15 protein-coding genes and 1 tRNA gene are annotated in these 13,568 nt (G+C 66.0%); 8 read left to right on the forward strand and 8 right to left on the reverse strand.

Annotation, left to right across the window (positions count from 1 at the left end; genetic code table 11):
- Nucleotides 1–69 precede the first annotated feature (69 nt).
- Nucleotides 70–291 carry a YgaP-like transmembrane domain gene (locus tag J4O73_RS16615; RefSeq protein ID WP_378974419.1) on the forward strand — a complete coding sequence of 74 codons (222 nt, stop codon included), beginning with the start codon at nucleotides 70–72 and terminating at the stop codon, nucleotides 289–291.
- A gap of 64 nt (nucleotides 292–355) precedes the next feature.
- Here J4O73_RS16615 and J4O73_RS16620 read toward each other — a convergent pair whose 3' ends face one another.
- Nucleotides 356–619 carry a GlsB/YeaQ/YmgE family stress response membrane protein gene (locus tag J4O73_RS16620; protein ID WP_426219077.1) on the reverse strand — a complete coding sequence of 88 codons (264 nt, stop codon included), beginning with the start codon at nucleotides 617–619 and terminating at the stop codon, nucleotides 356–358.
- Between the two features lie 218 nt (nucleotides 620–837).
- Between J4O73_RS16620 and J4O73_RS16625 the strand changes: the two genes are divergently transcribed.
- Together J4O73_RS16625 and J4O73_RS16630 are read left to right on the forward strand one after the other, a co-directional pair.
- Nucleotides 838–1,194: a RidA family protein gene (locus J4O73_RS16625; RefSeq protein ID WP_426219078.1), complete on the forward strand. Its 357-nt coding sequence runs from the start codon at nucleotides 838–840 to the stop codon at nucleotides 1,192–1,194.
- 2 nt (nucleotides 1,195–1,196) lie between these two features.
- The gene (locus J4O73_RS16630) at nucleotides 1,197–2,330 is read left to right on the forward strand and encodes a polyamine ABC transporter substrate-binding protein (protein ID WP_426219080.1); all 1,134 of its coding nucleotides are present in this window, start codon (nucleotides 1,197–1,199) and stop codon (nucleotides 2,328–2,330) included.
- Nucleotides 2,331–2,378: 48 nt separating this feature from the next.
- On the opposite strand, the gene J4O73_RS16635 is transcribed toward J4O73_RS16630, so the two are convergent.
- Nucleotides 2,379–2,780, reverse strand: a complete 402-nt coding sequence (locus J4O73_RS16635; protein ID WP_426219082.1) for a DUF3597 domain-containing protein — start codon at nucleotides 2,778–2,780, stop codon at nucleotides 2,379–2,381.
- Between the two features lie 50 nt (nucleotides 2,781–2,830).
- Here J4O73_RS16635 and J4O73_RS16640 point away from each other — a divergent pair, with 50 nt between their 5' ends.
- Nucleotides 2,831–3,139, forward strand: a complete 309-nt coding sequence (locus tag J4O73_RS16640) for a hypothetical protein (protein ID WP_426219084.1) — start codon at nucleotides 2,831–2,833, stop codon at nucleotides 3,137–3,139.
- Nucleotides 3,140–3,525: 386 nt separating this feature from the next.
- A tRNA-Tyr gene (locus tag J4O73_RS16645) sits at nucleotides 3,526–3,609 on the forward strand.
- A 20-nt stretch (nucleotides 3,610–3,629) separates the two neighbouring features.
- Here the strand turns inward: J4O73_RS16645 and ruvC are convergent.
- Nucleotides 3,630–4,265 carry a crossover junction endodeoxyribonuclease RuvC gene (gene ruvC, locus J4O73_RS16650; RefSeq protein ID WP_426219396.1) on the reverse strand — a complete coding sequence of 212 codons (636 nt, stop codon included), beginning with the start codon at nucleotides 4,263–4,265 and terminating at the stop codon, nucleotides 3,630–3,632.
- Nucleotides 4,266–4,372: 107 nt separating this feature from the next.
- Here ruvC and J4O73_RS16655 point away from each other — a divergent pair, with 107 nt between their 5' ends.
- Nucleotides 4,373–4,948, forward strand: coding sequence for a peroxidase-related enzyme (locus J4O73_RS16655; protein WP_426219086.1), 576 nt, complete (start codon nucleotides 4,373–4,375; stop codon nucleotides 4,946–4,948).
- 2 nt (nucleotides 4,949–4,950) lie between these two features.
- Here J4O73_RS16655 and J4O73_RS16660 read toward each other — a convergent pair whose 3' ends face one another.
- The gene (locus tag J4O73_RS16660) at nucleotides 4,951–5,271 is read right to left on the reverse strand and encodes a YnfA family protein (RefSeq protein WP_426219087.1); all 321 of its coding nucleotides are present in this window, start codon (nucleotides 5,269–5,271) and stop codon (nucleotides 4,951–4,953) included.
- 121 nt (nucleotides 5,272–5,392) lie between these two features.
- On the opposite strand from J4O73_RS16660, the gene J4O73_RS16665 reads away from it, so the two are divergent.
- Together J4O73_RS16665 and J4O73_RS16670 are read left to right on the forward strand one after the other, a co-directional pair.
- Nucleotides 5,393–5,788: a (R)-mandelonitrile lyase gene (locus J4O73_RS16665; RefSeq protein ID WP_426219088.1), complete on the forward strand. Its 396-nt coding sequence runs from the start codon at nucleotides 5,393–5,395 to the stop codon at nucleotides 5,786–5,788.
- Nucleotides 5,789–5,824: 36 nt separating this feature from the next.
- A complete protein-coding gene (locus J4O73_RS16670; RefSeq protein ID WP_426219090.1) occupies nucleotides 5,825–6,808 on the forward strand; it encodes a tyrosine recombinase XerC in 984 nt (327 codons plus the stop codon).
- Nucleotides 6,809–6,811: 3 nt separating this feature from the next.
- On the opposite strand, the gene lpdA is transcribed toward J4O73_RS16670, so the two are convergent.
- From lpdA to J4O73_RS16690, 4 genes are all read right to left on the reverse strand, one after another.
- On the reverse strand, nucleotides 6,812–8,212 hold the full coding sequence (gene lpdA, locus J4O73_RS16675) for a dihydrolipoyl dehydrogenase (protein WP_378974442.1): 1,401 nt from the start codon (nucleotides 8,210–8,212) through the stop codon (nucleotides 6,812–6,814).
- Between the two features lie 61 nt (nucleotides 8,213–8,273).
- The gene (locus J4O73_RS16680) at nucleotides 8,274–9,029 is read right to left on the reverse strand and encodes an SDR family oxidoreductase (RefSeq protein WP_426219092.1); all 756 of its coding nucleotides are present in this window, start codon (nucleotides 9,027–9,029) and stop codon (nucleotides 8,274–8,276) included.
- 32 nt (nucleotides 9,030–9,061) lie between these two features.
- The gene (gene odhB / locus J4O73_RS16685) at nucleotides 9,062–10,339 is read right to left on the reverse strand and encodes a 2-oxoglutarate dehydrogenase complex dihydrolipoyllysine-residue succinyltransferase (protein ID WP_426219094.1); all 1,278 of its coding nucleotides are present in this window, start codon (nucleotides 10,337–10,339) and stop codon (nucleotides 9,062–9,064) included.
- An 89-nt stretch (nucleotides 10,340–10,428) separates the two neighbouring features.
- Entirely contained in the window at nucleotides 10,429–13,434 is a 3,006-nt protein-coding gene (locus J4O73_RS16690) for a 2-oxoglutarate dehydrogenase E1 component (protein WP_426219096.1), read from the reverse strand.
- Nucleotides 13,435–13,568: the final 134 nt, after the last annotated feature.

The following is a 13,568-nucleotide window of genomic DNA, read 5'->3' on the forward strand; positions in this document are numbered from 1 at the left end:
ACACCGCACCGCAAGGAACGCCGGGGCTGCCTCCGCGTTCGACCCGCGACCCGGAAGCGGAGGAGCCTGATGGCCAACGACATGATTCACGACATCTTCAGCGGCGAGCCGAACCTGACCACTACGGAGCGGGCTGTCTCGGTGGCGCTGGGCCTCGGCATCGCGGCTGCGGCGGCGCAGCCGCGTCCGAACAAGTGGCTGAGCCTCGCGGCTCTGGTGGTCGGTGTGGGCCTCGCCATGCGCGGCGCCACCGGCCACTGCGCCCTGAAGGCAGCGGCGAACGAATTCTAGGCACGAAAAAAGGGGGCGCCCGTTTGGGGGCCCCCTTCACTTCAAGCCCGCTGCGGCGAGCGTCTTAGTAGGTCGTGGTACGGCGGCTGGCGACGAAGCCGTAGATGGCGAGCACGATCACTGCGCCGACGATGGCGCCGATGAAGCCCGCACCTTGATTCGGCCCGTACCAACCGACCGCCTGACCGATGAAGGTTGCGACGAAGGCGCCGACGATGCCCAGAATGGTGGTCAAGATGAAGCCCGCAGGCTCATTCGGACCGGGCATGATGAACTTTGCGATCACGCCGGCCAGGAAGCCGATGATGATGGTCCCAAGAATGCCCATGTTTCTCCCCGCATTGGGCTACTGACGCCCTCCAAACGTTTGGATTTTGGAACGGGTTGCCGCATCCCATCATCGAGACACCGATTTTTTTGGTGGTTCCCGTCTGCGACACTGTTGAGCGCCAATGCCCTTTACGCCGACCTGTCCTCGGCGGCAGATACGGCGCCGCCGGGCTCGTTGCTCGGGCGGATCAAGTGGAACGGACGGAGTTCAAGCACATGGCCATCAGGCGGATCGAGCCCGGGGCGCGGATGTCCCAGGGTGTGGTGTACGGCGACACCGTCTACCTCGCGGGCCAAGTGGCCGATGAGCCCGTGGGCATGGGTGTCACGGCGCAGACCCAGAACATCCTCGACCAGATCGACCGGCTGCTGGCGGCAGCGGGCACCGACAAGGAGCATCTTCTCTCCACGACGATCTACCTCGCCGACATTGCAACCTTCTCCGAGATGAACGCCGCCTGGGACGCCTGGGTCTCCAAGGAAAACCCCCCGGCCCGCGCCACGGTGGAGGCTAAGCTCGCCGCGCCGGAATACCTCGTCGAGATCGTCGTCGTCGCCGCTCGGACGGCCTGAACGTGGCGCTCCGTCTCCCGGGACGGGGGCGGCTCGCTGCCGCCCTCGGCGCCTGCCTCGTGGCGGCGCTCGGCACCGCCCTGTTCGCCGGAGCCGCGCGCCCGGCGACCGAGAAGGTCGTCAACATCTACAACTGGTCGGACTATATCGACCCGCAGGTGCTCGATGCCTTCACGCGGGAGACGGGCATCAAGGTCGTCTACGACACCTACGACAACAACGAGATCCTGGAGACGCGGCTGCTCGCCGGGCGCTCGGGCTACGATATCGTCGTACCCTCGGGGCCGTATCTCCAGCGTCTGATCCGGGCCGGAGCGTTCCGGCCGCTCGACAAGGCGAAGCTGAAGAACCTCGGCAATCTTTGGCCGGACATCACGTCCCGGCTGGCGGGCTACGATCCCGGCAACGTCTACGCCATCGACTACATGTGGGGTACCACGGGCATCGGCTACAACGCCGCGCTGGTGAAGGAGAAGCTCGGCCCCAACGTGCCGATCAACTCCTGGAGCGTCGTGCTCAACCCGTCCTCGGCCGCCAAGCTGAAGGAATGCGGGCTGATGATGCTGGACAGCCCCGAAGATCTCATCCCAAGCATGCTGCCCTTCTTCGGCGCTAAGGCCGACAGCAAGCGCTGGGACGACATGACCCTCGTCACCGACGCCCTCTACAAGGTGCGTGGCAGCGTACGGAAGTTTCACTCGTCGGAGTATATCCAGGCGCTGGCCAATGGCGACATCTGTATGGCGGTCGGCTATTCGGGCGATGTGCTTCAGGCGAAGAAGCGGGCCGACGAGGCCAATAACGGCATCGACGTCACCTATGTGGTCCCCAAGGAGGGATCGCTGATGTGGTTCGATTCCTTCGCCATTCCGAAGGACGCCCCGCATCCGGAGGAAGCGCTGGCTTTCCTCGACTACATGATGCGGCCGGATGTGGCGGCGGCGAACACGAACTTCGTGTCCTATGCCAGCGGCAACCTCGCTGCGAAGGCCTTCGTGAAGCCCGAAATCCTGAACAATCCGGGCATCTACCCCGACGAGGCGACGATGCAGCGCCTCTCGGTGAACACCGCCTGGGATGAGCGCACGCAGCGCTTCATCACCCGGCTCTGGACACGGGTCCGCACAGGACGCTGAGTGGAGGCGCCCTCCACTGATCCAAGGATCAAGGGAGGGCTTTCAAAACTAGTGCTTCAGGTCGTCCGGAACCTTGCCGCCGTTCTCGGCCAGCTTCTGCATCACCTGCTTGTGCAGCCAGATGTTCATAGAGGCGGAATCCTCCTTGTCGCCCGTGTAGTGCAACTCGTCGGCGAGCTGCTTACGCGAGGCGAGACCCGAATCGAGGTTCAGGAGCTTCATCAGGTCCACGATGGAGTGGCGCCAATCGAGCTTCTGCGGGTTCTTTTCGGCGAGCCCGGTCAGCACCGCCTCGACATCCACAGGCTCGCCGCTGCCACCCGCGCTGCCGGTGGGGGCTGGCGTGCTGGTCTGGCTCGAGCTGGACGTCGTCGCCGATGACGCCGCCTCTGCCTCTCCGCCACCGAACGGGTGGAGGATCTTGCTGACGATGTTGCCGAGTAGGCTCATAGGTCTGCTCCGTCTGCGCTGCGTCTAGTGAAGCGCAACGCACCGACAACATGTCGCATCGCGATGGCGTTCCACAATCAGACGCTTCACCGCGCGAGGCGCAAGCTTACGCCCAGAAGACAGAGGCCGAGGACGAGGCAGATCCCGCTCCAGCGTTCGAACAAGTACGCACGCTCACGGTCCCTCAGGGACAATGCGGCGAGAACCACGCCGCCCAAAAGGCTTCCGACACAGATCACGATCAGGAGATCTTCGAGCAGGCTGTGAATTCGCACGGCTCATACATAGGTGAGACTTCGGAATTCGCGAAGAGATTTCTGCACAAAGAATACGGTTATACGCAATATTCCCACTACTGACGTATTTCGAAGCAGACTGCGTATGATTCAATACGATCAGACGAACCAAGCGAAAAACTAAAACAAGATATGATCGTTTTTCGTGACTTGTTCCGCAAGCCTAGCTGGGCCCTTAGTAGAGGTTTGGTGGACCTGAGAGTAGATAGGATGCATTTCCATAAGGACTGTATGTAGGGCGTGGTCGCTACTGTGAATCGATCTTCGGATCGCGCACAACCTTCCACCGTGATCCCGCTGCTGTAGGCCTTCGTGCCAAAGCGAGGTGTTCTCACCGTTTTCAGAGGGCTCGAAAAGAACGGCGCAGGTTGCGCGCGAGAAGCGTTGACACGGAGCCACCCCCTGATCATAAGGGCGGCGCGGGACGCCCAGCGGGCGTCACCGACCTTGGGGGAATGTCCCGAGCGGCAAAGGGGGCGGACTGTAAATCCGCTGCGTAAGCTTCGTAGGTTCGAGTCCTACTTCCCCCACCAAGATCCCAACCTCATCACTATCAGCGCACCTTCGCCAGCGCGGCCTCAATCCGGGCCGCGGCGGCGGCTGAGTAGCCCTTCCCTTCCAGCGTCTGGCCAGCCTGCGCCACGCCCGAGAGGGTGCGCGGGGCCCGGCCCGTCAGGTGCTTCGCTTTGAGAGCGTGGGACTCGCGGTGACTTGCATGGGTCACGGCGATGGCCAGCGCGTCGGCGGCGTCCGCCACCCGGAATTCCGCCTTGGGCAGCAGGAAGCGCACCATGGCCTGGATCTGCGTCTTGTCGGCGTGGCCGGAGCCCGCCACGGTCTTCTTGATCAGGTTGGCGGCGTATTCGAATACAGGCTTCCGCGCGAGCGCGGGGACCAAAAGCGCGACGGCGCGGGCATGGCCGAGCTTGAGCGTCGCCTGCGCGTCCTTGTTGACGAAGGTTTCCTCCACGGCGACCTCGTCGGGCTGCAGCGCCTCGCAGATCCGGGTGAGGCCCTCGAACAATTCGCGCAGGCGCAGCGCCAGCGGCAACTCGCCGTCGGAGGTGACGACGCCACAATCGTGGTAAGTCAGGCTCGTTCCCCGGGCGGTGATCAGCCCCCAGCCGGTACGGCGCAGGCCGGGATCGATTCCGAGGATCCGCACCGTCGCATTCGGACCGGACTTCATGGTGCTGCTCATGGTGCTCGCTTGAGGGCCCTTGAGCCCGATATCAGGACGAAAGCCGGCCCGGTTTCGTACCGCGAAGGCCGCGCCCGAGCCAGACGAGGACGCCGATGCATCGCCAGGATCCGATCAGCCGTTTTCCGGTGCCCACGCTCGCCGACATGCCCGACGATCTGCGTGCGCGGATCGAACAGGTTCAGGAGAAGGCGGGTTTCGTGCCGAACGTCTTCCTGGCGCTGGCCCACAGGCCTGAAGAGTTTCGCGCCTTCTTTGCCTATCACGATGCTCTGATGGAACGAGCCGGTGGCCTCACCAAGGCGGAGCGCGAGATGATCGTGGTGGCGACGAGCGCCGCCAATCGTTGCCTCTATTGTGTGGTCGCCCATGGGGCGATCCTGCGGATCCGGGCGAAGGATCCGCTGCTCGCGGACGAGGTCGCCACGAACTACGCCAAGGCCGCGATCACGCCACGGCAGAAGGCGATGCTCGATTTCGCGGTGAAGCTCGCCCTGGATCCCGGCTCGGTCGGCGCCGCCGATCACGCGGCCTTGGTGGAAGCGGGCCTCAGCGAAGACGAGATCTGGGACGTGGCCTCCATCACCGGCCTCTTCGCTCTCTCGAACCGTCTCGCCAGCGCGGCGGACCTGCGGCCCAATCCGGAGTTCTTCGGGATGGGCCGGGGCTGAGGTCAGCGCGTCCGGCCCAACAGGATGAGGCCCACGCCGAGAAGGCAGATCGAGGCGCCTAGACCGTCGCGAAGGTCCGGGCGCACGCCCTCCATCCCCCACATCCAGGCGAGCGAGGCGGCGATGTAGATGCCGCCATAGGCCGCGAAGGCGCGGCCGGCGGCCTCGCTCTCGACGAGGGTCAGGAGGGTGGCGAAGGCGATGAGCGACACCACACCGGGAACCGCCCACAAGGCCGACCGGCCGAGGCGTAGCCATGCCCAGAACGCGAAACAGCCCGCGATCTCCGCGACGGCCGCCAAGCTATAGACGATGAGCGTCAAAGCGACATCACCTCATAAAACGCGAAAGTTTATATTGTATATGTCGCTATTTTTCGGCGCCGCTCCTCGACGCGAAACGAATGCCTCCCAGTATCCTGCTCTATAATCAGGAGGTTCTCTCGTGGAGATTAGACGTAGCGGCTCTCGGCCATGCCAGGAGGGGGCGCTCGAGTGGTTTACGGGCAGCGTGAAAATCGATCCGCTCTTCGGGCCGACGGATTCTTCATGCGCGTGCGGTTCGTGGGTCACATTCGCGCCCGGCGCCCGGACGGCGTGGCATACGCATCCGCTCGGGCAGGCGCTGATTGTTACGGATGGTGTCGGCTGGGCGCAAACGCTCGGGGGCCCTGTCGAAGAGATCCGGCCTGGAGACGTGGTGTGGTTCAACCCCGGTGAGAAGCACTGGCATGGGGCGAGCGCGACCGCGTCGATGAGCCATGTGACGGTGCAAGAGGCTTTCTACGGCTCGTCGGTCGTCTGGCTGGAGAAGGTGACGGACGCGGATTACAGGCGCTGAAGCGGGGCGTTAACGTGCTCGCGCTCTGATGGCGCCATGCGCTCCGAGCCCGACCTTGCCGCCATCGCCGCCTCCCTGCTGCCGCCGGGGGATTCCCTCCTGCGCGCGGCGGTCGAGGGCTGGACCGACGCCCTGGCTCGCGAGAGGCGGATGTCCCCCAACACGGTCGAGGCCTATGCGCGCGACCTGCGGCAGTTCCTCGTCCATCTCGCAGGTCGGCGGGGCGAGCCGACCATCGCCATGCTGACCGAGCTGAAGGTGCGGGATCTCCGTGCCTTCATGGCCGTTCGCCGCGCCGAGGGGATTTCTGGGCGCTCCCTCATGCGCATGCTGGCGGGCCTGCGCTCCTTCGCCCGCCATCTCGAACGGGAGGGGCATGGCGCGGTCTCGGCGCTGGCGGCGGTGCGCTCGCCGAAGGTGCCTCGCCGCCTGCCGCGCCCTCTCCCCGTCACGGCGGCGGTTGCGCTGACGGATGTGGGGATTCGCGCGGGGGAAGACAGGGAGCCGTGGGTCCTGGCTCGCGATGCGGCGGTGCTCGCCCTGCTCTACGGGGCGGGTCTTCGCATCTCGGAGGCTCTGGGCTTGCGCAAGATCGACGCCCCGGTTCCGGGGACGGATCAAGTCACCGTGCTCGGCAAGGGCGGCAAGGAGCGGATGGTGCCGATCCTGCCAGTGGTCGCGGAGGCAATCGCCGCTTACCTCGCCGCCTGTCCCCTGCCCCTGCCGCCCGAAGGGCCGCTCTTCGTCGGGGCACGCGGCGGTCCGCTCTCGCCGCGGATCATCCAATACGCCGTCGCCCGTCTGCGGGGGGCGCTCGGCCTGCCTGACGGGGCTACGCCGCACGCCCTGCGCCATTCCTTCGCGACCCATCTGCTCGCTCGTCAGGGCGAGCTGAGGGCAATCCAGGAATTGCTCGGCCACGCGTCGCTGTCGACGACGCAGCTCTACACGCAGGTCGATGCCGCCCGGCTGATGAGCGCCTACGAGGCAGCCCATCCCCGGGCGAGGATGCGCGCCTGATCCTCAGACGTGGATGGCGCGCTTGCTTACCGCGAGCGCCGCTTCCTTCACCGCCTCGGTGAGGGTCGGGTGAGCGTGGCAGGTGCGGGCGATGTCTTCCGAGGAGGCGCCGAACTCCATGGCCACCGCGACCTCGGCGATGAGGTTGCCCGCATCCGCGCCGACGATGTGGACACCGAGCACGCGGTCGCTCTGCGCGTCGGCCAGCACCTTCACGAAGCCGTCCGTGGTGCCGTTCGCCTTGGCGCGGCCATTGGCGGTGAAGGGGAACTTGCCCGCGTTGTAGGCGATGCCGTCCTTCTTCAACTCCTCCTCGGTGCGGCCGACTGAGGCCACTTCCGGGAAGGTGTAGACGACGTTCGGGATCACCTCGTAATTCACGTGGCCCGACTGCCCGGCCAGGATTTCGGCGACGGCAACGCCCTCATCCTCGGCCTTGTGGGCCAGCATCGGCCCGGCGATCACGTCGCCGATGGCGTAGATGCCGGTGACGTTGGTCGCGAAATGCGAATCGACGTGGATGCGGCCCTTCTCGTCCTTCTGGACGCCGACGGTCTCCAGGCCCAGGCCCTCGGTGTAGGGGGTGCGCCCGATGCACACGAGCACGACATCGGCCTGAAGGGTCTCGCCCTCGCCACCGGCGGCAGGCTGCACCGTGACGGTCGCGCCCTTCTTGCCGACTTCGACGCCGGTCACCTTCGTGGAAAGCCGGAATTCCATGCCCTGCTTGGCCAGGATGCGCTGGAACTGCTTGCCGACCTCGCCGTCCATGCCCGGCAGGATCCGGTCGAGATATTCGACCACCGTCACCTCGGCGCCGAGGCGCCGCCAGACCGAGCCGAGCTCGAGGCCGATCACGCCTGCGCCGATCACGAGGAGCTTCTTCGGAACCTTGTCGAGGTCGAGAGCGCCGGTCGAGGAAACCACGACCTTCTCGTCCACGGTGATGCCCGGCAGGTTCGCCACATCCGAGCCGGTGGCGATGACGATGTTCTTCGTCTCCAGCATCTGGTTGCCGCCATCCTCGGACAGCACCTCGACCCGGCCAGCCCCGGCGATGCGGCCGGTTCCGTGGAACGTATCGACCTTGTTCTTCTTCAGCAGGAACTCGACGCCCTTGGTGTTGCCCGCAACGCCCTCGGCCTTGAAGCTCATCATCTTCTTCAGATCGAGCTTGGGCGTGCCGACATCGATGCCGAGATCGGGGAAATGCTTGCTCGCCTCCTCGAAGGCTTCGGAGGCGTGGAGCAGGGCCTTCGACGGAATGCAACCGACATTGAGGCAGGTGCCGCCATGGGTGGCGCGCTTCTCGACGACGGCGGTCCTCAGGCCAAGCTGCGCCGCGCGGATCGCGCAGACGTAACCGCCGGGGCCGGTGCCGATGACGACGAGATCGTAGGACATGATGGTTCGTTTCCTTCGGTCCGGCCCGGGGCCGGAGGGTGTTCGCGAACAGTGGGGGCGGTCAGCGACCGCCGGAGACGAGAAGGTTGGCGCCCGTCATGTAGGCGGCCTCTTCCGAGAGCAGCCACACGATCGGCGCCGCCACCTCCTCGGCGGTACCGGCACGGCCCATCGGCTGATCCGGCCCCAGGCGCGCCACCCTGTCGGGCTGACCGCCGCTGGCATGGATCTCCGTATCGATGATGCCCGGTGACACGGCGTTGACACGGATGCCTTCCGCCGCGACCTCGCGGGAGAGGCCGGTCGTGAGGGTGTCGATGGCGCCCTTCGAGGCGGCGTAATCGACGTATTGGCCAGGGCCGCCGAGGCGGGCCGCGACCGAGGACAGATTGACGATCGAGCCGCCCTGTCCACCCTGCTTGGTGGACATGCGTCGCACCGCCTCGCGGGCACAGAGGAAGCTGCCGACGACGTTCGTGGTCATCATGCGCTGAAGCCGCTCGGCGCTCATGTCGGAGACGCGGGCTGCGACATCGACCACGCCCGCATTGTTGATGAGAGCCTTGAGAGGGCCGAGCCGGTCGGCGGCCTCGAAAAGGGCCAGCACATCCGCCTCGACGCCGACATCGCTACGCACTGCGACCGCTCGGCCGCCCTTGGCGGTGATCGCATCGACCACCGCCTGGGCTGAGCCGGCATCGGAAACGTAGCTGAGGCAGATCGCGTAACCGCGCTCCGCCAACATCAGGGACACCGCGCGGCCGATGCCGCGGCTGCCGCCGGTGACGACGGCGACGGGGGTGGATGCTCCGCTCACGTCTCCGCTCCTCACTGATTGAACCAGGATCCTCAGAGATCCAGCACGAGGCGTGCCGGATCCTCCAGAGCTTCCTTCACCCGTACGAGGAAGGTGACGGCCTCCTTCCCGTCCACGATCCGGTGATCGTAGGACAGGGCGAGGTACATCATCGGCCGGGCTTCGATCTTGCCGTTGCGCACGACCGGCCGCTCCTCGATCCGGTGCATCCCGAGGATGCCCGACTGAGGCGCGTTGAGGATCGGCGTCGACATCAGCGAACCGTAGATGCCGCCGTTGGTGATCGTGAAGGTGCCGCCCTGCATCTCTTCGATGGAGAGCTTGCCGTCGCGAGCCTTCTTGCCGAACCCGGAGATCTTCTTCTCGATCCCGGCAATAGACAGGTCGTCGGCATCGCGGACCACCGGCACGACGAGGCCCTTATCGGTCCCGACGGCGATGCCGATGTGGTAATAGTTCTTGTAGACGAGATCCTGCCCGTCGATCTCGGCGTTGACCGCCGGAACGTCCTTCAGGGCGCCGATCACCGCCTTGGTGAAGAAGCCCATGAAGCCGAGCTTCGTGCCGTGCTTCTTCTCGAAGATGTCCTTGTACTGGCTGCGCATCGCCATGACGGCCGACATGTCGACGTCGTTGAACGTCGTCAGCATCGCCGCCGTGTCCTGCGCGTCCTTCAGGCGGCGCGCGATGGTCTGGCGGAGCTTCGTCATCCGCACGCGCTCCTCGCGGGAGGCATCGTCCGGGGCGGACGGAGCGCGCGGCATGGTTGGGCGGGCCTCCTTGGCCGGAGCCGGTGCACTGGCGCCCTTGGCGATGGCACCGAGCATGTCGCCCTTGGTCACCCGGCCGTCCTTGCCGGAGCCGCCAACCTGCGACGGGTCCACGCCGGATTCGCGGGCGAGCTTGGCGACGGCAGGGCCGTTATCGCCCACCGGACGCTGCTGCGCCGGGGCGCTCGCATCGTGGTTGCCGTAGCCGGCATTGGCTTCGGGGGCCTTCTCGGCCTTGGTCTCGGCGGCCTTCGGGGCCTCCTTCGCGGCAGCCTTCGGCTCGGCTTTCTTCGGGGCGCCAGAGCCCTCGACGATCGAGCCGAGGATCGCGCCCGGCTCGACGGTCTCGCCGTCCTTCACGAGGATCTCGCCGAGTTCGCCCGCAGTGGGGGCGTTCACTTCGAGGGTGACCTTATCGGTCTCGAGCTCCAGCAACGGCTCGTCGGCCGCCACCGTATCGCCGGGCTTCTTGAACCAGCGGCCGATCGTGGCCTCGCTCACGGATTCCCCGAGCGTCGGGACGAGGATGTCGGTTGCCATGGTCTCGCTCTGTCAGGTCGGCGGGTCCGAACAAGGACCCTGGAATGGTGCGGCGGCCGCGCGCTGCGACCGCCGGAGTGTCACGGAATTCAGACGGCCAGCGCCTCGTTGAGGAACGCCTGAAGCTGCGCCTGGTGCTTCGACATCAAACCCACCGCCGTGGAGGCGGAGGCCGGACGGCCGACATAGCGGGCGCGCGACACGGGGGAGTTGGCCTGGCCCAGCACCCATTCGAGATAGGGCTCGACGAAGGACCACGCGCCCATGTTCTTGGGCTCTTCCTGGCACCACACCACGTCCGCGTTGCGGAAGCGGGCCATCTCATGCGCCAGCGCCTTGAGCGGGAACGGATAGAGCTGTTCCACGCGCATCAGGTACACGTCGGTGATGCCGCGCTTCTCGCGCTCCTCCAGCAGGTCGTAATAGACCTTGCCCGAACACAGCACGACGCGGCGGACCTTGTCGTCGCGGACGAGCTTGTACTCGCTGCCCTCGCTCTCCGCGTCGTCCCAGAGGACACGGTGGAAGGTCGAACCCTCGGCGATGTCGTTCAGCGTCGAGACGGCGCGCTTGTGGCGAAGCAGCGACTTCGGCGTCATCAGGATCAGCGGCTTGCGGAAGTCGCGCTTCAGCTGGCGCCGCAGGATGTGGAAGTAGTTCGCGGGCGTCGTGCAGTTGGCGACCTGGATGTTGTCCTCGGCGCAGGCCTGCAGATACCGCTCCAGGCGAGCGGAGGAGTGCTCCGGCCCCTGCCCCTCGTAGCCGTGCGGCAACAGCAGCACGAGACCGGACATGCGCAGCCACTTGCGCTCTCCGCTCGCGATGAACTGATCGAACACCACCTGCGCGCCGTTGGCGAAGTCACCGAACTGTGCTTCCCACAGGGTCAGGGCGTTCGGCTCGGCCAGGGAGTAGCCGTATTCGAAGCCGAGCACGGCCTCTTCCGAGAGCATCGAGTTGATGATCTCGATCTGAGCCTGACCGTCGCGGATGTTGTTGAGCGGCGTGAAGCGCTGCTCGTTCTCCTGATCGATCACCACCGCGTGGCGCTGCGAGAAGGTGCCGCGCTCGACATCCTGGCCCGACAGGCGGACCCGGTTGCCGTCGAGGAGCGTCGCGCCGAAGGCCAGGGCCTCGGCCGTCGCCCAATCGATGCCTGCGCCGGTTTCGACCGCCTTGGCGCGGTTGTCCATGAAGCGCTGGATCGTGCGGTGCAGGTGGAAGCCGGGGGGCGCCGACGTGATCTTGCGGGCGATCTCCTGCAACGTCTCGGCGGGTACGGCGGTGCGGCCGCGGCGCGGATCGTCCACATCCTCGTGGACGGCCTTCATGTTCGACCAGCGCCCGTCCAGCCAGTCGGCCTTGTTGGCCTTGTAGTTGGTGGCAATGTCGAACTCGCTGTCCAGCATGCTCCGGAACTCGGCCTTGCGGGCGTCGAGCGCTTCCTGGCTGAGCGTGCCGTTCTCCACGAGCTTGCGGGCGTAGGTCTCCAGCACCGTCGGATGCTTACGGATCCGCTGGTACATCTTCGGCTGGGTGAAGGCGGGCTCGTCGCCTTCGTTGTGGCCGAAGCGGCGGTAGCACAGCATGTCGATGACGACCGGCTTGCCGAACTTCTGCCGGTACTCGACCGCGATCTTGGCCGCGAAGGTCACGGCCTCCGGGTCGTCGCCGCAGCAATGGAAGATCGGCGCTTCGACCATCTTCGCCACGTCGGACGGGTAGGGAGAGGAGCGCGAGAAGCGCGGATCGGTGGTGAACCCGATCTGGTTGTTGATGATGAAGTGCACCGAGCCGCCGGTGCGGTGGCCCTTCAGGCCGGAGAGGCCCAGGCACTCGGCCACCACGCCCTGTCCGGCGAAGGCGGCGTCGCCGTGGATCAGCAGCGGCAGCACGGTGCGGCGCTCGACGTTCGGCTTGGCCCACTGGTCCTGCTTGGCGCGAACCTTCCCTAGCACCACCGGATCCACGATCTCCAAGTGAGACGGGTTGGCGGTCAGCGACAGGTGGACGTTGTTGCCGTCGAAAGAGCGGTCGGACGAGGCACCGAGGTGGTACTTCACGTCGCCCGAGCCTTCGACCTCCGCCGGGGAGGACGAGCCACCCTTGAACTCGTGGAACACGGCCCGGAAGGGCTTGGCCATCACGGTGGTGAGGGTGTTCAGACGACCACGGTGGGCCATGCCGAGCACGATTTCGCGCACGCCCAGGGCGCCCCCGCGCTTGATGATCTGCTCGAGGGCCGGAATCATCGCCTCTCCGCCGTCGAGGCCGAAACGCTTGGTGCCGGTGTACTTCAGGTCGAGGAACTTCTCGAAGCCCTCGGCCTCGATCAGCTTGTTCAGGATCGCGCGGCGGCCTTCGGGGGTGAAGGAGATTTCCTTGTCCTTGCCCTCGATGCGCTCCTGGATCCACGCCTTCTCGGCCGGATCGGAGATGTGCATGAACTCGACGCCGAGCGTCTGGCAGTAAGTGCGCTCTAGGATGTCCACGATCTCGCGGATCGTCCCGAATTGCAGGCCGAGCACGTTGTCGAGGAAGATCGGGCGGTCGTAGTCGGCTTCGGTGAAGCCATAATGCTGCGGGTGCAATTCCTCGTGGTCGCCGCGCGGGGCCAGCCCCAGCGGGTCGAGCTTGGCATGGAGGTGGCCGCGCATGCGGTAGGAGCGGATCAGCATGATCGCTCGCACCGAATCCTTCGTCGCCTGCTCGACAGAGACGCCGGTCGTGGCCAGCACGCCGCCGGGGACGGCGCCGTCGACCGGCTTGCCGGGAAGCGCTTCGCCCTTCTTCTCCTTGGCGACGATCTTGTCGCCGACGGCCTTTTCGAGGGCGGCCCAATTGCCGTCCATGGCCGAGACCAACTCGCCATTCAGCGGCACCGGCCAGTTCGGCCGCTCCCACGAGGCGCCCGCTGCATTCTTCTCGACCAGGGTCTCGTCTTCGCCGAGCGCCTTGAAGAAGCTCTGCCACTCGGGATCGACGGAGTGCGGATTGCGCGCGTAGGCGGCCTGCAATTCCTCGATGTAGGCGGCGTTCGCGCCGTACAGGAACGAGGTTTCGAGGAGCGCTTCGTTCACGTCCTGGCGTGCCATGGTGCGTCCATCCTGTCGCTCGCGGCGGGGGCTGGAGCCCGCCCGCTCGGCGGCACCGGCCGGGCCGGTGTCAGAAAGCGGTGAAGGGCGCCCTCGCGCCCCTCACCCGATTGATTGTGCCCGTCGGCCCACGG

Source organism: Methylobacterium sp. NFXW15 (assembly GCF_049887755.1).
Taxonomy (GTDB): domain Bacteria; phylum Pseudomonadota; class Alphaproteobacteria; order Rhizobiales; family Beijerinckiaceae; genus Methylobacterium.

Excerpts from the sequence above, each read along its gene's own strand:
- J4O73_RS16655 (WP_426219086.1), top strand. The coding sequence starts at position 4,373 with ATGCATCGCCAGGATCCGATCAGCCGTTTTCCGGTGCCCACGCTCGCC.
- lpdA (WP_378974442.1), bottom strand. The coding sequence starts at position 8,212 with ATGTCCTACGATCTCGTCGTCATCGGCACCGGCCCCGGCGGTTACGTC.
- J4O73_RS16635 (WP_426219082.1), bottom strand. The coding sequence starts at position 2,780 with ATGAGCCTACTCGGCAACATCGTCAGCAAGATCCTCCACCCGTTCGGT.
- J4O73_RS16670 (WP_426219090.1), top strand. The coding sequence starts at position 5,825 with ATGCGCTCCGAGCCCGACCTTGCCGCCATCGCCGCCTCCCTGCTGCCG.
- ruvC (WP_426219396.1), bottom strand. The coding sequence starts at position 4,265 with ATGAAGTCCGGTCCGAATGCGACGGTGCGGATCCTCGGAATCGATCCC.
- J4O73_RS16640 (WP_426219084.1), top strand. The coding sequence starts at position 2,831 with ATGTCGCATCGCGATGGCGTTCCACAATCAGACGCTTCACCGCGCGAG.
- J4O73_RS16690 (WP_426219096.1), bottom strand. The coding sequence starts at position 13,434 with ATGGCACGCCAGGACGTGAACGAAGCGCTCCTCGAAACCTCGTTCCTG.
- J4O73_RS16620 (WP_426219077.1), bottom strand. The coding sequence starts at position 619 with ATGGGCATTCTTGGGACCATCATCATCGGCTTCCTGGCCGGCGTGATC.
- odhB (WP_426219094.1), bottom strand. The coding sequence starts at position 10,339 with ATGGCAACCGACATCCTCGTCCCGACGCTCGGGGAATCCGTGAGCGAG.
- J4O73_RS16625 (WP_426219078.1), top strand. The coding sequence starts at position 838 with ATGGCCATCAGGCGGATCGAGCCCGGGGCGCGGATGTCCCAGGGTGTG.
- J4O73_RS16615 (WP_378974419.1), top strand. The coding sequence starts at position 70 with ATGGCCAACGACATGATTCACGACATCTTCAGCGGCGAGCCGAACCTG.